16 protein-coding genes are annotated in these 17,912 nt (G+C 36.5%); 5 read left to right on the top strand and 11 right to left on the bottom strand.

Annotated features, from left to right (window positions below; genetic code table 11):
• Positions 1-186, bottom strand: a 186-nt coding sequence (locus C1E24_RS14350) for a hypothetical protein (RefSeq protein ID WP_138482589.1), incomplete at its 3' end; no start/stop codon positions are given.
• A gap of 382 nt (positions 187-568) precedes the next feature.
• Here C1E24_RS14350 and C1E24_RS14345 point away from each other — a divergent pair.
• Positions 569-2,461, top strand: a complete 1,893-nt coding sequence (locus C1E24_RS14345; protein WP_138482587.1) for a hypothetical protein — start codon at positions 569-571, stop codon at positions 2,459-2,461.
• Positions 2,462-2,513: 52 nt separating this feature from the next.
• Here C1E24_RS14345 and C1E24_RS14340 read toward each other — a convergent pair whose 3' ends face one another.
• Both C1E24_RS14340 and C1E24_RS14335 read right to left on the bottom strand, forming a co-directional pair.
• Complete coding sequence (locus C1E24_RS14340; protein ID WP_138482585.1) at positions 2,514-3,020, bottom strand: NUDIX hydrolase; 507 nt, start codon at positions 3,018-3,020, stop codon at positions 2,514-2,516.
• A gap of 134 nt (positions 3,021-3,154) precedes the next feature.
• Positions 3,155-4,207 (bottom strand): aldo/keto reductase, encoded by a 1,053-nt coding sequence (locus C1E24_RS14335; protein ID WP_138482583.1) that lies wholly within the window; start codon positions 4,205-4,207, stop codon positions 3,155-3,157.
• A 327-nt stretch (positions 4,208-4,534) separates the two neighbouring features.
• Between C1E24_RS14335 and dinB the strand changes: the two genes are divergently transcribed.
• From dinB to C1E24_RS14315, 4 genes are all read left to right on the top strand, one after another.
• Positions 4,535-5,596, top strand: a complete 1,062-nt coding sequence (dinB, locus tag C1E24_RS14330; RefSeq protein ID WP_138482581.1) for a DNA polymerase IV — start codon at positions 4,535-4,537, stop codon at positions 5,594-5,596.
• Between the two features lie 200 nt (positions 5,597-5,796).
• Positions 5,797-6,159 carry a hypothetical protein gene (locus C1E24_RS14325; protein ID WP_138482579.1) on the top strand — a complete coding sequence of 121 codons (363 nt, stop codon included), beginning with the start codon at positions 5,797-5,799 and terminating at the stop codon, positions 6,157-6,159.
• A 212-nt stretch (positions 6,160-6,371) separates the two neighbouring features.
• On the top strand, positions 6,372-7,409 hold the full coding sequence (locus tag C1E24_RS14320) for a hypothetical protein (protein ID WP_138482577.1): 1,038 nt from the start codon (positions 6,372-6,374) through the stop codon (positions 7,407-7,409).
• On the top strand, positions 7,406-7,714 hold the full coding sequence (locus C1E24_RS14315) for a hypothetical protein (protein WP_100912748.1): 309 nt from the start codon (positions 7,406-7,408) through the stop codon (positions 7,712-7,714). Before C1E24_RS14320 ends, C1E24_RS14315 begins: the two co-directional genes overlap by 4 nt.
• Before the next feature lie 352 nt (positions 7,715-8,066).
• Here the strand turns inward: C1E24_RS14315 and C1E24_RS14305 are convergent, their stop codons facing one another.
• The 8 genes from C1E24_RS14305 to C1E24_RS14270 form a co-directional block, all read right to left on the bottom strand.
• The gene (locus C1E24_RS14305) at positions 8,067-10,049 is read right to left on the bottom strand and encodes an LTA synthase family protein (RefSeq protein WP_138482575.1); all 1,983 of its coding nucleotides are present in this window, start codon (positions 10,047-10,049) and stop codon (positions 8,067-8,069) included.
• An 84-nt stretch (positions 10,050-10,133) separates the two neighbouring features.
• The gene (locus C1E24_RS14300) at positions 10,134-10,892 is read right to left on the bottom strand and encodes a COG4705 family protein (protein ID WP_138482573.1); all 759 of its coding nucleotides are present in this window, start codon (positions 10,890-10,892) and stop codon (positions 10,134-10,136) included.
• A 29-nt stretch (positions 10,893-10,921) separates the two neighbouring features.
• The gene (locus C1E24_RS14295; protein ID WP_138482571.1) at positions 10,922-11,287 is read right to left on the bottom strand and encodes a diacylglycerol kinase; all 366 of its coding nucleotides are present in this window, start codon (positions 11,285-11,287) and stop codon (positions 10,922-10,924) included.
• A 3-nt stretch (positions 11,288-11,290) separates the two neighbouring features.
• Positions 11,291-12,973 carry a phosphoethanolamine transferase gene (locus C1E24_RS14290; RefSeq protein WP_138482569.1) on the bottom strand — a complete coding sequence of 561 codons (1,683 nt, stop codon included), beginning with the start codon at positions 12,971-12,973 and terminating at the stop codon, positions 11,291-11,293.
• A 10-nt stretch (positions 12,974-12,983) separates the two neighbouring features.
• The gene (locus tag C1E24_RS14285; RefSeq protein WP_138482567.1) at positions 12,984-14,594 is read right to left on the bottom strand and encodes a hypothetical protein; all 1,611 of its coding nucleotides are present in this window, start codon (positions 14,592-14,594) and stop codon (positions 12,984-12,986) included.
• Positions 14,595-14,715: 121 nt separating this feature from the next.
• A complete protein-coding gene (locus C1E24_RS14280) occupies positions 14,716-15,474 on the bottom strand; it encodes a DUF3108 domain-containing protein (protein WP_138482565.1) in 759 nt (252 codons plus the stop codon).
• A 15-nt stretch (positions 15,475-15,489) separates the two neighbouring features.
• A complete protein-coding gene (gene eptA, locus C1E24_RS14275; RefSeq protein WP_138482563.1) occupies positions 15,490-17,067 on the bottom strand; it encodes a phosphoethanolamine--lipid A transferase EptA in 1,578 nt (525 codons plus the stop codon).
• Positions 17,057-17,911 (bottom strand): phosphatase PAP2 family protein, encoded by an 855-nt coding sequence (locus tag C1E24_RS14270; protein WP_138482561.1) that lies wholly within the window; start codon positions 17,909-17,911, stop codon positions 17,057-17,059. Before C1E24_RS14270 ends, eptA begins: the two co-directional genes overlap by 11 nt.
• Between the last annotated feature and the right edge of the window lies 1 nt (position 17,912).

Genomic DNA, 17,912 nt, shown 5'->3' with positions numbered 1-17,912 from the left:
TTCGGCTTGTTCGGCTTGTTCAGGCTCTGCTTTTGAATCAGGCTCTTCTATCACTAGGTACGTTTTCATTGTATGTTGTGGCTTTGGTGGCATAGGCAGCACAAATCGCTTGTGTAAAATGAACACAAGTATGATGTGAAGTAATAATGATATAGCGAGTGCCTTAAGCCATCCTTTTAACAACATTTTTCCTCTTCAATGAATGAGTTTGATTGGAATGTAAAAGATGGAAAAAGTTCACAAAGAATAAAATAGAAAAATTAGAATACTTACTTTAATGGAAGAATAAGGCTGAAGCTTCTTTCTAAAGACTTCGGCATCTAGATAATTAAAGTCCTCGAGTCTTTATATTACTTTTCGCATGTTCGTGCTCTGTGTATGTTTAATAGTATAGCTAATAGCTTCAAAATCTAAGTTTTGAAAAATGACTTATTTTTAACGTGAAGTTAAAAAAGCTTTATGTGTTCCTGTTATTTTAAGTTATACCTATTATTTTTACATATGTTACATTTATTGATGTTTTTAGTTTTCCGTTGAATTCGGGAATAACAAACTTAAAGGAATGAAAGTGAAAAAACTTATTGGGATCAGCTTTTTTGCGATTGTATTAGCTCTATTTGTATTTCTGAATGATGAAGACATGTCAGTCTCAGAAAAAGTCGAGATAATACAAGCCAGTAATAACGAAATGCCCAAGAATGAAGAAGCTTTAAAACAAACTAAACAAGACACTAAAGAAGTTCATCAATATGTGCCTTTTCCGGTTAATGCTCCAAGTAAAGAAGAGTGTTTAGATATTGACGTTAAGCGCAATCGACTCAATGATCAATTTGAATCAGACCTAGATGCATCAGCCTATAGGTTATTAAATCAGGGAGATGATCCTAATGATATTGCTGATGCTATCTGGGACGCATATGGCTGGCATAAAGCGCAAGATTGGTATTACAACGCTCGTATATTGCAAGCTATAGACGCGAAACAAGCATTCTTTAAAAAGCTTCAAAATAGTGATGCACTTTTGGAAAAATTTACCAATCTCGATCAATCAATAAAGTTACCAAACTTTGAGCGTGAGCTAGAAGTGATTTGGTCAAACTATCAGTTCATCGATGTTGAAAAAGCGATAATTGATGGAAAAAGCGATGAAGAAATTTTGGAATTATTAATCCAAAAGTTTACTTCAGTGCCTCATACTATTTTAAATGACCCCTATGTTAGTCCTTTATCAAGTCTCTCACTCAGTTTAGTCAAGGCGAGACGTTACAGCTTGGCAGCCAAAGTATTAACCAAATACCCCAATCTTGTTAGAAGGGATAGTCGGTTTGAATCAAGACTCCAAGTGACTATTTTGCAAGAAATTGGTCTTGCTGAGGTACTTAAATCAGAGAAAATCAGTGATGTTATCAGCCTTATTAAAGCCTCTAATGCTTCAAAAGAAGCAATTTATTACCCGCATGTTGAGATGCGGTTTTTTAATAATGAAGCCGTAAAAGAGACCCTTCTAAGTCTTCAGAAAAAAGGAATTGATGTAAATTACATTCATACAAATGATACAAAACCTGAGGCACTGAATGTGAACTTGAACATACCAAATAGATCACTTCCTGCTGACAGCCAAGCTAAACTTGATTTGTGTGAAGTTAAAAAGGATTGGTGGCAGACTCGACAATTAAAACATCAAGCACTCAAGCAGTTTGAAAAGTCAAAGTTTATTGAGCAATTAACAACTTCTCCAGAGTCAAGTTATTGCGAAACGATGGTAGACAGTTTCAAGGGGATTGAGTCTTTAGTTAAGCAAAAAGACTTTAAAGCGTTATCAATCATAAAAAATTATATAAGAGAAAATAATATTACTAGCCTTGATGCTGTTTCATTGGAAGACTTTGCAGGTATAAAGCTGTCAAAGTTAGATAGAGATGTTTTAGTTTTACTATTGTCAGAGCAGTACTTAGCGTCAAATGAATATTCACATCAAGAAATTTTAAATAGATTTAAAGCAGTCAATTTGACCGTATCAAATGAGCATTTGTATATATTGCCTATGTTTATTAGAAATGGTGATGTCGTTACCCTATGGCTTGACGAAATAGCTCCTTCTAGTGAAGAAGTGAGCTTATTACTGAATAGCCTCTCTGAGGAGGCTTACTTTGATAAATTTTCTCTAGTGGAGAAAAAGTTTGGAGATACTGTCAAAACTACAGACCTAGACTATTTTTATTTCTTCTTAAAAGACTTTAGTGGATTATCTTTTTCATTTGGCGGAAATAGTGCATCAAGACAAAATCAGAGCTTTGTAGAATATTTTCAGCAAAACGGGTATCGAGTTGAAGACCACCATAGACGTGTGATGTTTAAACATAAGGAAAGCAACGCCGAAGATTATCGATTTTTAGTTAATGCATTTCCAGATTTAGAGATATCAACTGTACCAGAGTATTTTGAGGTGAATTGTCTTTAATTAATTAAAAAGCCTAGGAGCGTTGAGGTCCTAGGCTTTGTTAAGTTTAACCTTAGCAAACTAACTGTGCCTTAATTCTCTCCAACAAATATATTTCCCTTTGAATTGATAAACCTTTCTTTTCGCTTTGTGCCAACGTTTGCTTGTTATGCGTAATGGCATCATCAATATTGACCCAAACAGGGCGCATGCCATTGGCTACTTCGTAGTGCTCCATTTGCGGTTTATCAAACTCTCCACAGATCTCACACACATAACAATCAGACACGATATGCACATAGTCGAAATCGTCTTTGTACCAAGCACGTATTTCTTCAAATCGACCAAATGCAGTGCATTGGGTAATACTTTTGACGCCGGTTTCTTCTTGAAGTTCTCGTAGCAATGCAGCTTCAATGGCTTCGTTTTCGTCAACACCACCACCGGGCAGCGTGTAATCGTCATAACGCTCAGTGAAGAGTAATAGAATGTCGTTGCCGTTTAAAACAATGGCGCGTGCGGTATGACGAGTGAAGATTGAACCTTCAGGTTTGCTAGGTGGTGTGTTGAGTAACTGCATCGAAAAACTGACCTCTAAAATTTCGGTTGCCAGTATAACGATTAGAACGAGTGATTACAGCTTTAGAGGCAATATTTGGAATAATAAAAGGGCTCACAAAGAGCCCTTTTATTAATCTAAATTCAGGTTAAGAATTAGAAAGGTGCAGGGTAGCGGCTGAATATGTCCGCTACGTCATTTAATGCTTCCTCAGAAATAGATATATCAAATGCGGCGATGTTCTCTTTTAATTGACTCATATTGGTTGCGCCAATAATGGTTGATGTCACGCCTTTTACTTGATCGCACCATGCTAGGGCTAATTGCGCGGGCGTCATATTCAGTTTTTTCGCTAAAGCCACGTATTCGGCAGTGGCAAGGCCTGCTTGTTCTGTGTCTCTGAATAAACCTTGGCGCTGAACAAGTGTCCACCGACTGCCCTCTGGGCGAGCACCATTTAAGTATTTACCGGTTAGCATGCCAGCGGCTAGCGGTGACCAAGGCAAGTAAGCAATATCTTCATGCCAGCAGTTTTCAATTAAGTATGGCCAGTCTTTGGCATGTAATAAGCTGAATTCATTTTGAATTGATACTGGTTTTACTAAATTATGCTGCTCAGCAAGGCGCAAATACGTGTTTATGCCCCATGTGGTGTCGTCAGATAAACCCCAATGACGGATTTTTCCAGCTTTAATACTCTTTGTTAACGCTTCAAGAATGGCTTCCATACTGGCGATTTCAGCTTGCGTATCGACATCTACAAAGTTGTGACCATTAGGTTTGTGCTGTGCAAAATGCGGAGATTGACGATTTGGCCAATGCAATTGGTAAAGATCGATGTAATCGGTATTTAATCTTTCCAGAGAATCATCAATGGCCTTGTAAATTGCGTCGGGCGTAATAGGTCCGCCATTTCTAACCCAGCTTAAGCCTGGGCCTGCAATTTTGGTAGCAATCACCACTTGCTCACGCTTCTCTTTATGGCGTACAAGCCAATTACCAATTATGGTCTCAGTTTTACCATAGGTTTCTGGTGAAGGTGGAACTGCGTACATTTCAGCGGTATCAATAAAGTTGACGCCTTGACTGAGGGCATAATTGATTTGTTCATCGGCATCATGCTGATTGTTTTGTAAGCCCCATGTCATACTACCAAGACAAATACGAGAAACATCTATTTGACTGCTGCCTAAACGACTAAATTGCATGTGCGCTCCTTGAGTTAACTGTTCAGTCTGTATTAAAAAACTGAGACATTACTTTTTATTAAGTAGTTAGTGTAGTTGATCTTAAAGCGCAGTAACAGTTGCAATAAAAGCAGGAGATGCGCCATAATAACTGTGTTTATATACAGTCTTCCATATATGCGTAAATTTATCCACATAGACATAAACTGTTAATGTCAAATAAAAACTTTATTTTTGTACGCAAAATTTTTTAAATTATTGCTTTATATGACTTTTGTTTTTTTTTAGTGCGTACAAAATTGTGCGTACATAATTTTTTATCATAAAATATCTAAAACTATTAACTTAATGCAAAAAAAGATCGCGCATATCGACATGGATGCATACTATGTCTCGATTGAAATTAGAGATAATCCATCTTTAGCAAACAAGCCTGTTGCGGTTGGGGGTAAATCTGATCGTAGAGGAGTGATCTCAACCTGTAATTATATTGCAAGAAAGTATGGTGTTAGTTCGGCAATGCCAACAGGGGTAGCTCTTAAAAAATGCCCTAAGCTTGTTGTCGTTCCGGGACGAATGGAGGTATACAAAGAGACTACCCAAATCATTCATAGCATCTTTGAAAGATACACTAATAAAATCGAACCATTGTCACTCGATGAGGCTTATTTAGATCTATCAGAGTCTACACTTCATCGAGGTTCTGCCACCTTAATTGCTCAAGAAATTAGAGAGGAAATTATAAAAGCTACAGGCTTAACTGCTTCAGCAGGAATTGCACCGCTTAAGTTTGTCGCTAAGGTTGCTTCCGATCTTAACAAGCCAAATGGACAATGTACTATTGCTCCGGCTCAAATTTGGGAGTTTTTAGAAACATTGCAGCTAAAAAGAATACCGGGTGTAGGCAAGGTAACTTTTGAGAAGCTTAAAGGGCTTGGATTTGAAACTTGCGGTGATGTTAGACGTTCAGAGGAGAGTTTCTTAGTAAGTAAGTTTGGAAAGTATGGTCATGTGCTTTGGAATAGAAGCCATGGAATAGATGATAGAGAAGTGCAAGTAACTCGAATTAGAAAATCGGTAGGAGTTGAGAGGACTTTCGAGTACGACATTAGTGATCAGTATGAACTCGAAACAATAATCGTTGAAAAGTTATTACCAGAATTGAAGCGTCGTTCATCGAAGTACCTTGCAACTCGTGCTATGAATAAACTTGGCGTGAAGGTTAAATTTAGCGACTTTCAACAAACTACAAAAGATCAGAAAGCTAGCGAAATTAGTTTAGATTTGTTGAAGGTTTTACTAGCGGAAGCACTGATTAGAGGGCAGGGAAAGTCTGTTAGGCTACTTGGTGTTCACATTGGGCTTCAAGAACCCGAAGAAAAGAACATACAGCTTGGTTTAGAGTTTTAGTAATGGCAAATCTAAACTATATGAAAAGTATTTTAAAATTATCGTAGCTCCCTTAAAATATGATTCTTGGCTACACAGAGAAGCCAGTTTCCACACATGCGGACGAAATGGATTTACTCTGGATTTTAAAGATTAATCATATATTGAATATGTAATGACTTAGGTGCTGTGGACCTTAGTTGTTATGTTTTGGTATGTATATGTCTTTTGAATCAAAAGCGCTTATAAGTAATGTAAAGCGTCAGGCAAAGAGGTTGTCAAAAAAATTATCTTGTTCCCTTGGACAAGCCCAAGAAGGTGTGGCTATTTGTCTGTATGGTTGTGAAAGTTATAGCGATTTACTAGTAAAAATAAAAGCAGAATCTTTTGACAATCAATTGATAGCACTGTCTGCTCTCTCCCCAAACTCGGAAATATTTTTAGTAAAAATATTAGCTAGCCACTTAGATAGTATTATCGGAAATTTTGAAAAAAAATTTCCCGGCTCCAATATAAATGAAGAATTGGTCATATCCTTGTTTGGGCTTAGTTTTTCAGAGTTCAAAGTCAAAATATCTACCTAAAGTTGTACAAATACGTAAGTTGTCATTTTGTTTTTTGACGATACTATGAATGTAAAGGCTGAACGGACAGCCTACGCCTACACATGTTTTTCGTCTTGAAAAACGTGAACAGTGAAGCGGAGCATCCGTAACAATCAGGTAATTCAAACAGTCAATTAAACAGTGTGTTGGTAGGCCATTGTTAATCTGACGTTTATTGTTTGGAGAACTAAATGATTTCACTCAATCAATTACAAAATAAACTCAATTATCAAGCTAAAACCTTTGCGCTATTAATGGAATTTCCTATTTTATATGCAGAAAAAGTTTGGGCAAATAGCGTTTATTCACTTTCTCAATTTTCTGAAGTTCATGATGTTTTAGAGCACGCATTTAAAGAAAATGAACTCGATCTTATCTTAGAGCACAAGACTCTAAAATACTTGATGATCAATGAATTTGATGACCAAGAAATCATTAATTCACTCCATGTAGAAATTGAGATTATGGTATCTCGAATTGAAAGCAAGGTGCTTGTCGATTTTGACTCGCTTGAATTGGTTTCTGTCATCTACAAAGTTATGGGCTTGCCACTAGATGCGAAGTTCATCGTAAACACAGGTGCAGGTTTCACGTTGCAATGGCGACCGTACTTTGACGCTTTTAGTGAGCCGTTAATTATTCAATATGCAGACTTAAGCGTTCATGGTTGTTACTACAGACTGATTGCTACTAAATTTCCTTTTGAGAAACTCTCTTTTAATAATCTCAAAAGGTATATGCACTGGCTTAATTGGGAACACAATGGTGATATTGAAGGCTGTATTTCGCGTGGGAACAGTTTTTCTAAACATGAAAATTGGTTGACGATTACTCTTGAGCTTTTCAACAATGGAAAAGTAAATGATGAAAGATTAAATCCAACAACTTTTGAAATTGAAGGGGAACGTTATCTAGTTTACGGCTTCCCTTTGGTTCCATCCTTAGTTTCCGAATGGCAAAAACCTGAGCTGAATCTTCATGTTAAAAACTTAGATGGAGAACAAAAATTTTTAATCCGTATAGATCAACAGCAGTTAATCTTTTATGCACGCCGAGTTGATAAGTCAACTATTAATACGGTTAATAGCAGTGAACTCATAGATGCTTTTAACTTGGGAGTTTTATCTCATTTTGATGCCGACGACAAACTATTAGATGTTAATGGTATTAAATACCTGACTTGCTTTCGCCCATATTCGTCAGAAGATATGAAGGGAGATCAAGTATGAAACCTAGGGTAAAACTAACTAACGCTACACTAATTTCAATTCATTCTGAGTTAGATGACAAAGTTCCTCAGGTGTTATACGCAATAATTGCGGAAGATTGTGAATGCTACAAAAAAGGAGAGATCTTGTTCACATCTAAAGTAATGAATGTTAGCGGTCTTGAATATAGAACTTTCGGTGCATATTTTTATCTTTTGGATGCAGAGCCAAGCGAGCTAGATGTCTCTGTTCGAGAGTTTAATCTCATGCATGACCAAATGTATTCACCAGAAGAGCTGATTCAGTTGAGGCGAGACAATGGATAGAACATATTTAAAGGATGCCTACATAGTATTTGTGTACGACTATAAAGAATTTGAATAATTATTTTTCGGCGAGTTTTGATCTGGGGTGGTTATTGACGAAGAAACATTCAGATTTTGTCTTTATGAAAGAGTCTTTACTTCCATAATAGTTAGCAAAAATTTTGTCGGTAGCAGGATAGAGATCATTACTCACAATGGCAGTTGCTATTCAGTGGGCAATGAACCCAAACTATTTAGCGCAACGCCTGATGAGCTAGTCATTATGCGTTCAAGGCGATACTCGCCTTAAACGATTCTACAAATGAGAAAGCAGCCCAAATAGGCTGCTAATTTTCATGGCTAAGGAAACTACCTACTGTAGTGTTTTATTTTGTCCGAGAGAGTACCAATGATTTTTATACGCCAAACTTCCCCACAATACATGGGCCAGTGCGATCTCTGAAGTATGATGATTAACATCAATTGGTGATAGTGTGTTGAGTTCATAATTATATTGAAAGTTTAAAGGTGCTTTACTTGGCTGAAGGATAGTCACTTCATCATTAACCATGTAAGCGAAATTCTCGGCATATTGCATCATTGCTCTGTTAGAAGCAGTTGGCTCTGTAAGGTCTTGACCTAACATTGGTGAATTATTTTCTATACCCATTAATGACAGTAGAGTCGGGGCTAAATCGATTTGACTGGCTATTCGTTTATCTAGAGTAGGTTCTTTACCTGAGTTTAGGATCACACCCGGAATATGGAAATTGTTAATGGGAACAAGATCTTTACCCATTGCTCTTGCATCATGGTCGGCAACAACGAGGAATATTGTATTTTCCCAATAGTCTTGCGCTTTTGCTTTTGCAATAAATTGCCCTAAGGCATAATCTGCATATTGTATGGCTTTATGGCGCAGTAATTCTTTGTCATCATATTGTTGTAATTGTTCAGCAGTGTATTGAATTGGTGAAACAATACCGTCAGGTATTTCAAATGGATCATGGTTACTTGACGTAAATATGAAACTAAAAAATGGTTTCCCCTCGTTATGCAGTTTAGTTAATTCAATATTAGCCTGATTAAACAAATCACCATCGCTTGCACCCCAAGACGCTACAAATTGTGGGGTTTCAATATCATTAAAATCAACGATGTCAGTAAAGCCGTTTCCTAGAAAGAAGCTTTTCATGTTGTCGAAATGACTTTCTCCACCGTAAATGAATTGAGTCTCATAACCATTTTCCTTAAGCAGAGATGCAATAGTAAAGAAGTCCTTTTGCGATTTGTCTAACTTAACAACTGCCCTAGATGGCGTTGGAGTAAAACCAGTTATAACCGCTTCAATACCTCTAACGGAGCGAGTACCTGTTGCGTACAATCGTTTAAATGCCCAGCCTTCTTGATTTAATTTATCAATTTCAGGTGTTAGCGGGATTCCACCAAGAGATGATACATATTGGGCACCTAAGCTTTCTTCTAAGATTATTACCAAGTTTCTTGGTTGTCCCTTAAAGCTCGGAGAGCGTTTACTTAAAGTGGGTAAGTTATCGTTTTTGAAGCTGTCTAAAGGTTGTTTTGACTCCTGACGAACTAGCTCAATAATTCGATCATCTTCCATCTTGCCATACAACTTAGCTGCATTTTTTTCGTCACCAAATTGATTAAGTGCATAAGCAACACTATATGTTGAATTTAATGTCAGTGAGTTTACTAATGGATCAGTAGAAAAATATACTAAGGCAGGGTTGATTGGTCTATGCCCCAATGTCCCCCGCGCAGATAAAGAAATTATAACAAAAAGCATCAAACAAGAAACCAGCCTACTTCCGATTGCTGCATTATCTTCTTTTACTTTGTTAGAGACTACGTGATCAGTAAACTGCCATAATTTTTTAACAGGTAATAGCAATAGAGCAAACACTATCAATATTGTCATCAAATGACCATTCACCAGCATTTTAGACACTTCATCAGGATAAGCTAGATATTCAATAAATAGCCTGTTTGGTCTAAAGCCGTATTCATTGATAAATGCGGGCGTTGCTAATTCAAAAAACAGAATAGCCATAAAGCAGATCAAAAACCAAACTCGCAAAGCAAATGACCAATAGTCTTGAAACCGAGTTTTTGACATCCAAGGGTGCAACAATGCAGGGATCGCACATAGGTAACCAACGCTACTTAAGTCTATACGAAGGCCACTTGTGAAGAGGTTCCAAATACTGCTGAAATCATTGAATCTATCAAATTGCCAAATAGCGAATCCAGAGCGCATCAAGGTTAGGAACGCCATGATAGAAATAGAAAATAGGAATAATGGTCTAATAAAGCTGTAGATAGAAGTAAACATCGCAATTCATTTGAGTGATAAAAACGATGTTTACTGTATTAAGTGAAACTTAAGAATTGCTTAATTTAAACTGATAGTTAGCAATTAATGTTGTTTTAAAGCAGGTCGTTGAGGTAGAAGTACAACCAAGATGATTATAACAAACAACAGAGTCGTAGTAGCTGAATACCGACTTAATTCTAATCCACCTTGTGCAATAGGCTTGTCTAAATAGTCACCCACAACCGCTCCTAATGGGCGAGTAATGACAAATGCCAACCAGAATAATAGTGTTCTAGATAGCTTAGTGAATAAGTAGAGAGCTAATACTGCAACTAAACCCGCACTGAAAATATATGCGGATCCAACATAGCCCAATCCGGTAGAATCAGTAGTCCAATCTCCCAATGCAGTCCCTAGTGTTTGCGAAAACATAATGGTTAACCAGTAAAACGATTCTGCTTTAGGTGTGCTGACAGAAGAAACACTGATGCTCCCAAGTGATTTATACCAAATAACTAATGTGGTAATTAATAGGACGGCTAATAGAGTGGAGCCTCCAAAATATCCTATTCCTAATGATCTATCAGCAAAATCAGCAAGTGTCGTACCTACTGTGGTCGAGGCTATTATGGCAATCCAATAAATGGCGGGGTTAAACTTTGTCGATTTTATTTGCATAAAAACTGCGACGATAAAAAAGGACATAAAGATAACAGTCCCAACTAAATAGCCCAAATTCATTGACATTGAAACAGCATCGCCTCCGGTTTCACTTAAGGTTGTAGCTAATATTTTTATAACCCAAAACCCCATAGTTATTTGAGGGACTTTGACTAGGGTATCGCAAATTTGCTTATTCATTTTGAATGTACCTCTAATGTTGCCATGTACTAAAAAAGAACGATCAGCCAAGTACAAACTGCGATAACTATACTTATTAAGACAGCGGCTGACCCCAAATCTTTAGCTAAACCAGATAAAGGATGAATTTCTAGACCAATTCGGTCAACAACTGCTTCAATTGCGGTATTTAAAACTTCGGTAAAGATAATAAATAGTATTGAAATTATCAGTATTAACTGTTCTTTAAACGTAATATTGAATAAGAAAGTTAAAGGAATGGAGCAGGCAAGTAGCATTAGCTCTTGTCTAAAAGCGGCCTCATTATCAAGTAACCACTTGAATGCTCTCGTAGAGTTTAATGTTGCTAGATAGACTCTTTTAAGACCTTTAGGTTTGTTTTTATTGTCAAACACGAGTTATTTTACTCCTTGAGCCATTGTTTCTGGCGCTGTCTTTGCTAAAGCAATATCAATAGAACATTGCTTAAATGGATTGTTTATCGGTTGGTAGGCTTTTGAGTTTATTGCCATTTCACCTAATAAAATATCGAATATATTATCATGGGATATAGGTTGTTCTTTGATGCTATTCAAACAGGCTAATTTTGCTTCGTGATGTATTTTATCTCCCCAGTAAATAAGCGGTACTTTAATCTGTTCTTGTGGTGCGAAGGCGTAAGGTAATCCGTGCAAATAAACACCACTTTCACCTAATGACTCACCATGATCTGAGATATAAATCATTGACGTTTTGGTGTTACTTTCATTGCTCAATGTTTCAAGCTCGTTGATGACTTCAGACAATACTAAATCGGTATAAGCGATGGTGTTGTTGTAGGTATTGACGAGTTCGTCTTGAGTACAGTTTTGAATGTCGCTGCGTTGGCAGTCTGGAGAAAATACACGTTTATTTTCTGGGTATCTCCGATAGTAAGTAGGGCCATGAGAGCCAATCATATGCAATACAATGAAGGTATTATTACTGGTAACGGAATGAAGTTTTTTTCTTAATTCGTCAACCAACACTTCATCGAAACAATACTCACCATCACATAATGAATTTTTAGGATTAGTCGAAATCTGCTCCGTTTTTACCCGTGAGCATACGCCTTTGCAACTACCATTATTATTGCTGATCCAATACACTTCAGCTCCTGCCAAGTGGATTAAATCAATGGCGTTTTGTTGTGCTATAGCGACTCTTTTCTCGTAGTTATTTTTGTTTAACCTCGAAAACATACAAGGCACTGATACGGCTGTTGCTGTGCCACAGGAGGTAACATCTCTAAATGACACTACGCCTAAGTCTTTAGTTCGACTATTGGTCGGTTTTTCATAACCATTTAAAGAAAAATTTTGAGAGCGTGCAGTTTCACCTAGAACTAATACAGTAATACTTTTAGCACTATCAACGTGTGAGATAGTGGGGGAAGTATCTAATATGGTAAATTTTAACGGTGGATATAAATAGTTTTTTTGAACATATTTAATTGTTGAATCAATCAATGCATAGGGTGTTAGGTAACCCACTAAATCGCGATTATTGCGGCCAACTGAGGCATAACTGGAATAAAACACTAATGCAATAAGAAATACAACACTGATGCTGCCACTCAGTAATTTTGTTCGTGCGAAAAATTCCCCCAAAAAAGAACTGTAGGTTAGTTGGACTTTGGCGATAAGTATTGAAGGTATTACTCCAAAAAGCAGGAAAAATATGATTGCAGAAAAGTTAAAATAGGAAAGCGCTTCAGCCGTATCTGTTTCAACCGTATTTTGGATCATGCCATAGTCAAAAACTATTCCGTATGTCATTGTGCTATAAAAAATAACAGACGACAATAAAACCATTAAAATGAGCAGCGGCTTTGTCAGCCACCGAAAGGATAAAAAGCATTGAATGAAGATAGATAATGCTAGTAGAAAAATGGGCACAGAGAATAAGAAAAACAAGTTGTAAGACTCAAGCGCCGTAATCGCAGCCATTGTTTTACTTAAAAATGGGAAATTCAAAACGAAAGTGATGTATGAGCTGGTATAAATGACTAATTGATTGGTTGTCAGCTTAATATGGTTTAAATAATTGATGATTTTGAACACTTGGCTTGCCTTAGAAAGAATGTTTGGTGGTTATGCGAAACTCAACACCATTAACATTGGCATCAGATGTTAATGGTTTGATTATATCGACATGAATGACACGAGCTTCACTGGTTTGAGTCGAGTAAAATCGAGCACCAATTCCAACTGAAGTCATCCACGAGTCTTGGGTAGTTGTATTATCTGAACTACCAAATACTCTGCCTGTATCTACAAAAGCAGCGCCTCCTAACTCAAGTAATTTATAGATATTGATGTGAGGATAGTATCGAGCTTCAGCGGTAAATAGGGTGCTGTGGTTTCCATGCCTATACTGTAATGGATATCCACGTAAACCTGACTCACCGCCCAATACGATAGGGTTATCTTGGAATTGATTTTCACTAAATTGGCTACTGTTTTTTAAATATGCCCCCCAGCTTTCATTAATTTTGTGAAAAAATTCATTATTAATATTGAATACACTTCTATTCTTATTGGTGGAGTCGTTGTAGGTTTCACCTTCAAAGGTTGCTGTAACGAACCAAAATGAGTTTGCAGATACTTCAATGCCTTTTGATAAATTAGATCGCCAGAGTAATGTTGGTGAGGTATTTGTGTTGCCAATGTCAGTGCCAATTTCAGCCGTTAAATTCCAGCCAAGATTAAAATCTTCAATATGGTTAATGAGGTTCAGATTGGTGAGCTTTCTAAAATCTTTTTGTAAATACTCAACATTCAAATAGGGGTAGATGAATTCTCGATTGGCAGGTGGAGCTGAAAGTACACCTATACTTTGTGGAGGAACAATCGCTTCAAACTCATGCTGTTCATTAGTGAAGCCAATGCCAAATCGTAAAGTATCTGTTTTCGAATCACTATTAAGCCATTGCCAACTAGCTGTTGAATACTTTTGATTGTGCTCAAATCGGTTGTAAGTGGTGCCTAGTTTGTATTGTGTATCAATTTGTTGGAAGTTATCAAAGCCAATGCTAAATGCGTTGCTGGTATCAAAGCTAACAAAGTCTTTTTTGACGAATATGGATTCAGAGGTGCCATCATCGCTGCTAGTCAAATTAATTTGAGCATTGATATTGTTATTGAGGAATAACGGAAACTGAGTTTTAAATTTATAGCCACTGCGTTGATCGTTGGTAAACGATTCAATTTCAGCGTCAATACCTAGTCCAAATAAATTTCTATCTTTGATGCCAATAGCGTATTTATTTTTTCCGCCCTTACGGCCAAAGTCCACCGTAGGCATTAAGGACCAGTTATCCCATGTTTCTACAGAAACTTTGTTTGAGTTCTCTTTAAACTCTACTCGTGCATCTTTGATGTATTTTTTACCTCGAAGATGTCGTTCCAATTCTTCAAGATCATCTTGGCTTAAGTCACATTTATCGATAAAAAATGCAGCTTCGTTGTAGAGTGTTTTACTTTTGGTTTTGATGTGAAAAAAATTGGCCCAACGATGTAGGAATATTGTTTCTGGATCTTCTAGGTTGAAAATGTCATTGGTGGTTAATTCAATTCTATCTTTTTGATTGCAATTGACGGCAGCACTGTCTTTAGCGTGGGCTTTGCAAATAAAACCAATAATGGATGTAGTAATTAGGCTATAAACGAAAATTTTATTCATAGAGCCACCTCAGGAAAGAATGGCTATATGGTATTTTTTTTAACTTAAGATTAGCTTAGTTCAAACTGATAATTGTCTTAATTTAGTCTGACTTTAATTGCGAGCGGAGCTACCTTGATTACTAGCTTCGAATAATAGATGTGACAACAAGAGTTGCAATTTCTTCATTATTGTTTTCTTGCAAAATCATTACCGGGATATAATCGTAATCGATAGCCAACCAGATATGAGTTTTTCTGGAACTATTCTTTCTAAGCCTGCTTAATTTGATACACTTAAGCTCCCCCAGTAGTGTATCAACTACAAACTGTCCACTATTTATGAAGTGATATTCTTTTACTCCATCCTGATCCTGAACCCTATATTCTAAATTTTTTACGTTAAAATTATTATCGTTTGCTATCGCTTCAAACCTAATCATTTCATATACTAACAAAGGATCTAATAAACGTTCAGATAGTTTTTTCTCAGTTTTTTGTCCATTTTTATCAACCGTCAAAATGCTTTGTTCATGATTAAAATTGAGCTGTAAATTCTTATCATCTTTAAACGTTCTTGCGTCTTTTCCTTGATAACTTAATGGTGTTATTTTATTTTCTTGCCAAAGAAAAGTGCTCGTTTGGTTAGTTTCTATACTGTAGAACAGCATTGATGCATTTGAATTAAAGGATAGTGAATAGGACGTGGTATTTTTATTCAAAGCTCTAGTTGCATTCCCATATTCTTTATTACCTCGCAAGACCTTGTATTTCGCAGTATAAGCACTCAACTCAGAAATAACATTAGGACCATTGATGCTAAATGAAATCGCAAGCACTTCGAATGATAGGAAAAATGCTATTAATAATGTGATTTTAATTAGATTATGACTAAAGTACATATTCTCAACTATCCATTATTCGACTGAATTGTGTAAAACATCCAACGCGCTTTCATATACTGGTGATTCAAAGCCAAATGCTCCCATGACAGTATGAAAAACGTTAAATTGAGAGTGGTTTGGCGCTTGATGAATTTTGCTAATATTAAGTTTGTTTTCTTTTAAGTATTGATCTGACAACCAAATGAGAAAAGGGATGTTTTTTTGGACGTCAGGAGCGAAAGAATAGGGTGTACCATGTAAATACAAACCGTGTTCGCCCAGTGATTCACCGTGATCTGATATGTACATCATAGCTGCCGATGCATTTTCTACCATTTTTAGTTTATCGATAAGTGACGATAAGAAATGATCAGTATATAAAATCGTATTGTCATAGGCATTAACTAGTGCCTCTGAACTACATTTGCTGATCTCTTCATCTCGGCATACGGGAGAAAAGTGGTTAAATTCTTTTGTATATCGTGAGTAATAACTTGGACCATGACTTCCTTTAGTATGTAAAACAATAAAAACTTTGTCTTTATCAGATGATTCAATTGTATTCATTAAGTTTGTAAGAAGTACTTCATCTAAATGACAGCCACTTCCATTACATTCAGTTCGTAATTCGTTTGCTTCAACGTAGTTCGTCACATTAATTGGAGGCTCGCCCCAATTATTGGTTCGCCATTCTACATCAACGCCATGCCGGGTTAGATAGGTTGGTAGCGCTTCGTATTTTAAATGTTGCTTATTTGGGGCAAGCATACAAGCTAGAGAGCCAGTGGTGTAAGTTGTACATGATTTTGTTTTGTTAAGTACTAATAAGTTAGATTGTTGTGTTAATTTAGGATTGGTTAATTTAGCATAACCATACAGTGAGAAGTTATCTGCACGAGCGGTTTCACCAATAACTAAAACAAATACCATTTTATTATTATTGATAAATTTGCCATCAGGCAATGCTTGCTGCCCGTCAGTGGTTCGCTTAATCGTTGAATAATATCTACCTGAATTTACAATATAGGACCAAGGTAAAATCTTTCCTCCTAAGATACTTGCATGCTTATCAATCCATAGCCAGCTAGTTGAATTTGCATAGAGATATGAAAAGGAGACGATAAACGTAATTAACGCATTTATTAAGATTTTAGTTCTATCAAGATGTTTGACTCTAATTTGAATTAAGAACCACGCTGGGATAAAACCTAATATTATTATTGAAAAAACTAAACCTAGTGAAAGTAATTCCACTGATTCAGAAAAGCGCGTGTTAAAAACATTTCCCATCATGGTTCTATCTAACACAACTTGATAAGTCATCATAAAATGTATAGCGATGGCATTTATTACCGTAATAATGGCAAAAAAAGCTTTTAACACTTTAGGTGAAATTAACATTAACAAGGAAAACACGGTAAATGAGAATAAAAATATTATAACAATGGTTGATACCAATATCCCAAGTCCGCTAGCACTCCACACATCAGTATTTTTCACAACAAGATCAAGCAATAATAGGTTGTAAGCAAAAGTAGCAATTATGCTGATAAGTAAGGTGTAATTACTTGCTTTGATAATCGAAAAGGTCATTGGAAATTTAAGTTTCATTTTCTAACAGCGCTTTTAATGTGATAAACGTGCCAACTAAAGCGCTGATCCCTATTGCGGCCCAAATTATTGTGAGTTCGGGAAGCTTTCCAGTTATCGTACATGCTAATAATATGAAACAGAAACCAAGAATGAAATATCCCAAGTAAGTTGGATTTACTTTCGTCCAGTTCCACCAACTTGAATAGCGCCTTGATAGATATTCTCCACTTAAGCCAGCAATGCAACCTATAATTGCACCCATTACGATATCAGCAGGCCAGTGAGCGCCTACAGCAACCCTAGAAACACCAACAACCACAGCGATTAAAACAGAGGTTATTATCAGCCCTGACCTAAGTTGTTTACTTATGTTAGTTTCCTTTAAGGCTACAAACACAATTGCCGACATCGCAGTGAAAATTGTGATGGTATGACCTGATGGAAAACTTGTAAAAGCAGTGAGTGTATCGCCAATAATAGTCATATTTTGATGCTCTAAAACAGCAGCAGGTCTTGGAATAGCAAAAAAGTTTTTACCTAAATGACTTAGGGAGAATGCTAATGGAACGGCTCCGAACATGGCTGCCCACATTCTAGTATTTAAAAGGCATATAAAAGACAACAGCGGAATCAATATTAAGGCATCACCCATAAAAGTAATATTGTACCAAAATTCACTCGGCATTATTTGTAGAGCGTTGTTGCTTAGAGAGAAAATAGCCTTTTGACTATTTAAGTAAGCCCCTTTATTTAAGGCCATACTAATTAATACAGTACTTATTAAACAAATGATGCTTAAAGGCTTCCAATAGGGGAGTCTAGCTTTTGAGGAATGTAGGCTAATAGTTAGTTTAGCTGGCATA

This window comes from Pseudoalteromonas phenolica (assembly GCF_005876835.1).
In the GTDB taxonomy this organism is placed as follows: domain Bacteria; phylum Pseudomonadota; class Gammaproteobacteria; order Enterobacterales; family Alteromonadaceae; genus Pseudoalteromonas; species Pseudoalteromonas phenolica_B.
The sequence above is the reverse complement of the archived record's forward strand: the minus strand, read 5'-3'. Positions and strand labels throughout refer to the sequence as shown.

Coding starts and splice junctions, on each gene's coding strand:
- C1E24_RS14280 (WP_138482565.1), bottom strand. CDS start 15,474: ATGTACTTTAGTCATAATCTAATTAAAATCACATTATTAATAGCATTT.
- C1E24_RS14305 (WP_138482575.1), bottom strand. CDS start 10,049: ATGTTTACTTCTATCTACAGCTTTATTAGACCATTATTCCTATTTTCT.
- C1E24_RS14320 (WP_138482577.1), top strand. CDS start 6,372: ATGATTTCACTCAATCAATTACAAAATAAACTCAATTATCAAGCTAAA.
- C1E24_RS14340 (WP_138482585.1), bottom strand. CDS start 3,020: ATGCAGTTACTCAACACACCACCTAGCAAACCTGAAGGTTCAATCTTC.
- C1E24_RS14270 (WP_138482561.1), bottom strand. CDS start 17,911: ATGCCAGCTAAACTAACTATTAGCCTACATTCCTCAAAAGCTAGACTC.
- C1E24_RS14335 (WP_138482583.1), bottom strand. CDS start 4,207: ATGCAATTTAGTCGTTTAGGCAGCAGTCAAATAGATGTTTCTCGTATT.
- C1E24_RS14300 (WP_138482573.1), bottom strand. CDS start 10,892: ATGAATAAGCAAATTTGCGATACCCTAGTCAAAGTCCCTCAAATAACT.
- C1E24_RS14325 (WP_138482579.1), top strand. CDS start 5,797: ATGTCTTTTGAATCAAAAGCGCTTATAAGTAATGTAAAGCGTCAGGCA.
- dinB (WP_138482581.1), top strand. CDS start 4,535: ATGCAAAAAAAGATCGCGCATATCGACATGGATGCATACTATGTCTCG.
- C1E24_RS14315 (WP_100912748.1), top strand. CDS start 7,406: ATGAAACCTAGGGTAAAACTAACTAACGCTACACTAATTTCAATTCAT.
- eptA (WP_138482563.1), bottom strand. CDS start 17,067: ATGAAACTTAAATTTCCAATGACCTTTTCGATTATCAAAGCAAGTAAT.
- C1E24_RS14285 (WP_138482567.1), bottom strand. CDS start 14,594: ATGAATAAAATTTTCGTTTATAGCCTAATTACTACATCCATTATTGGT.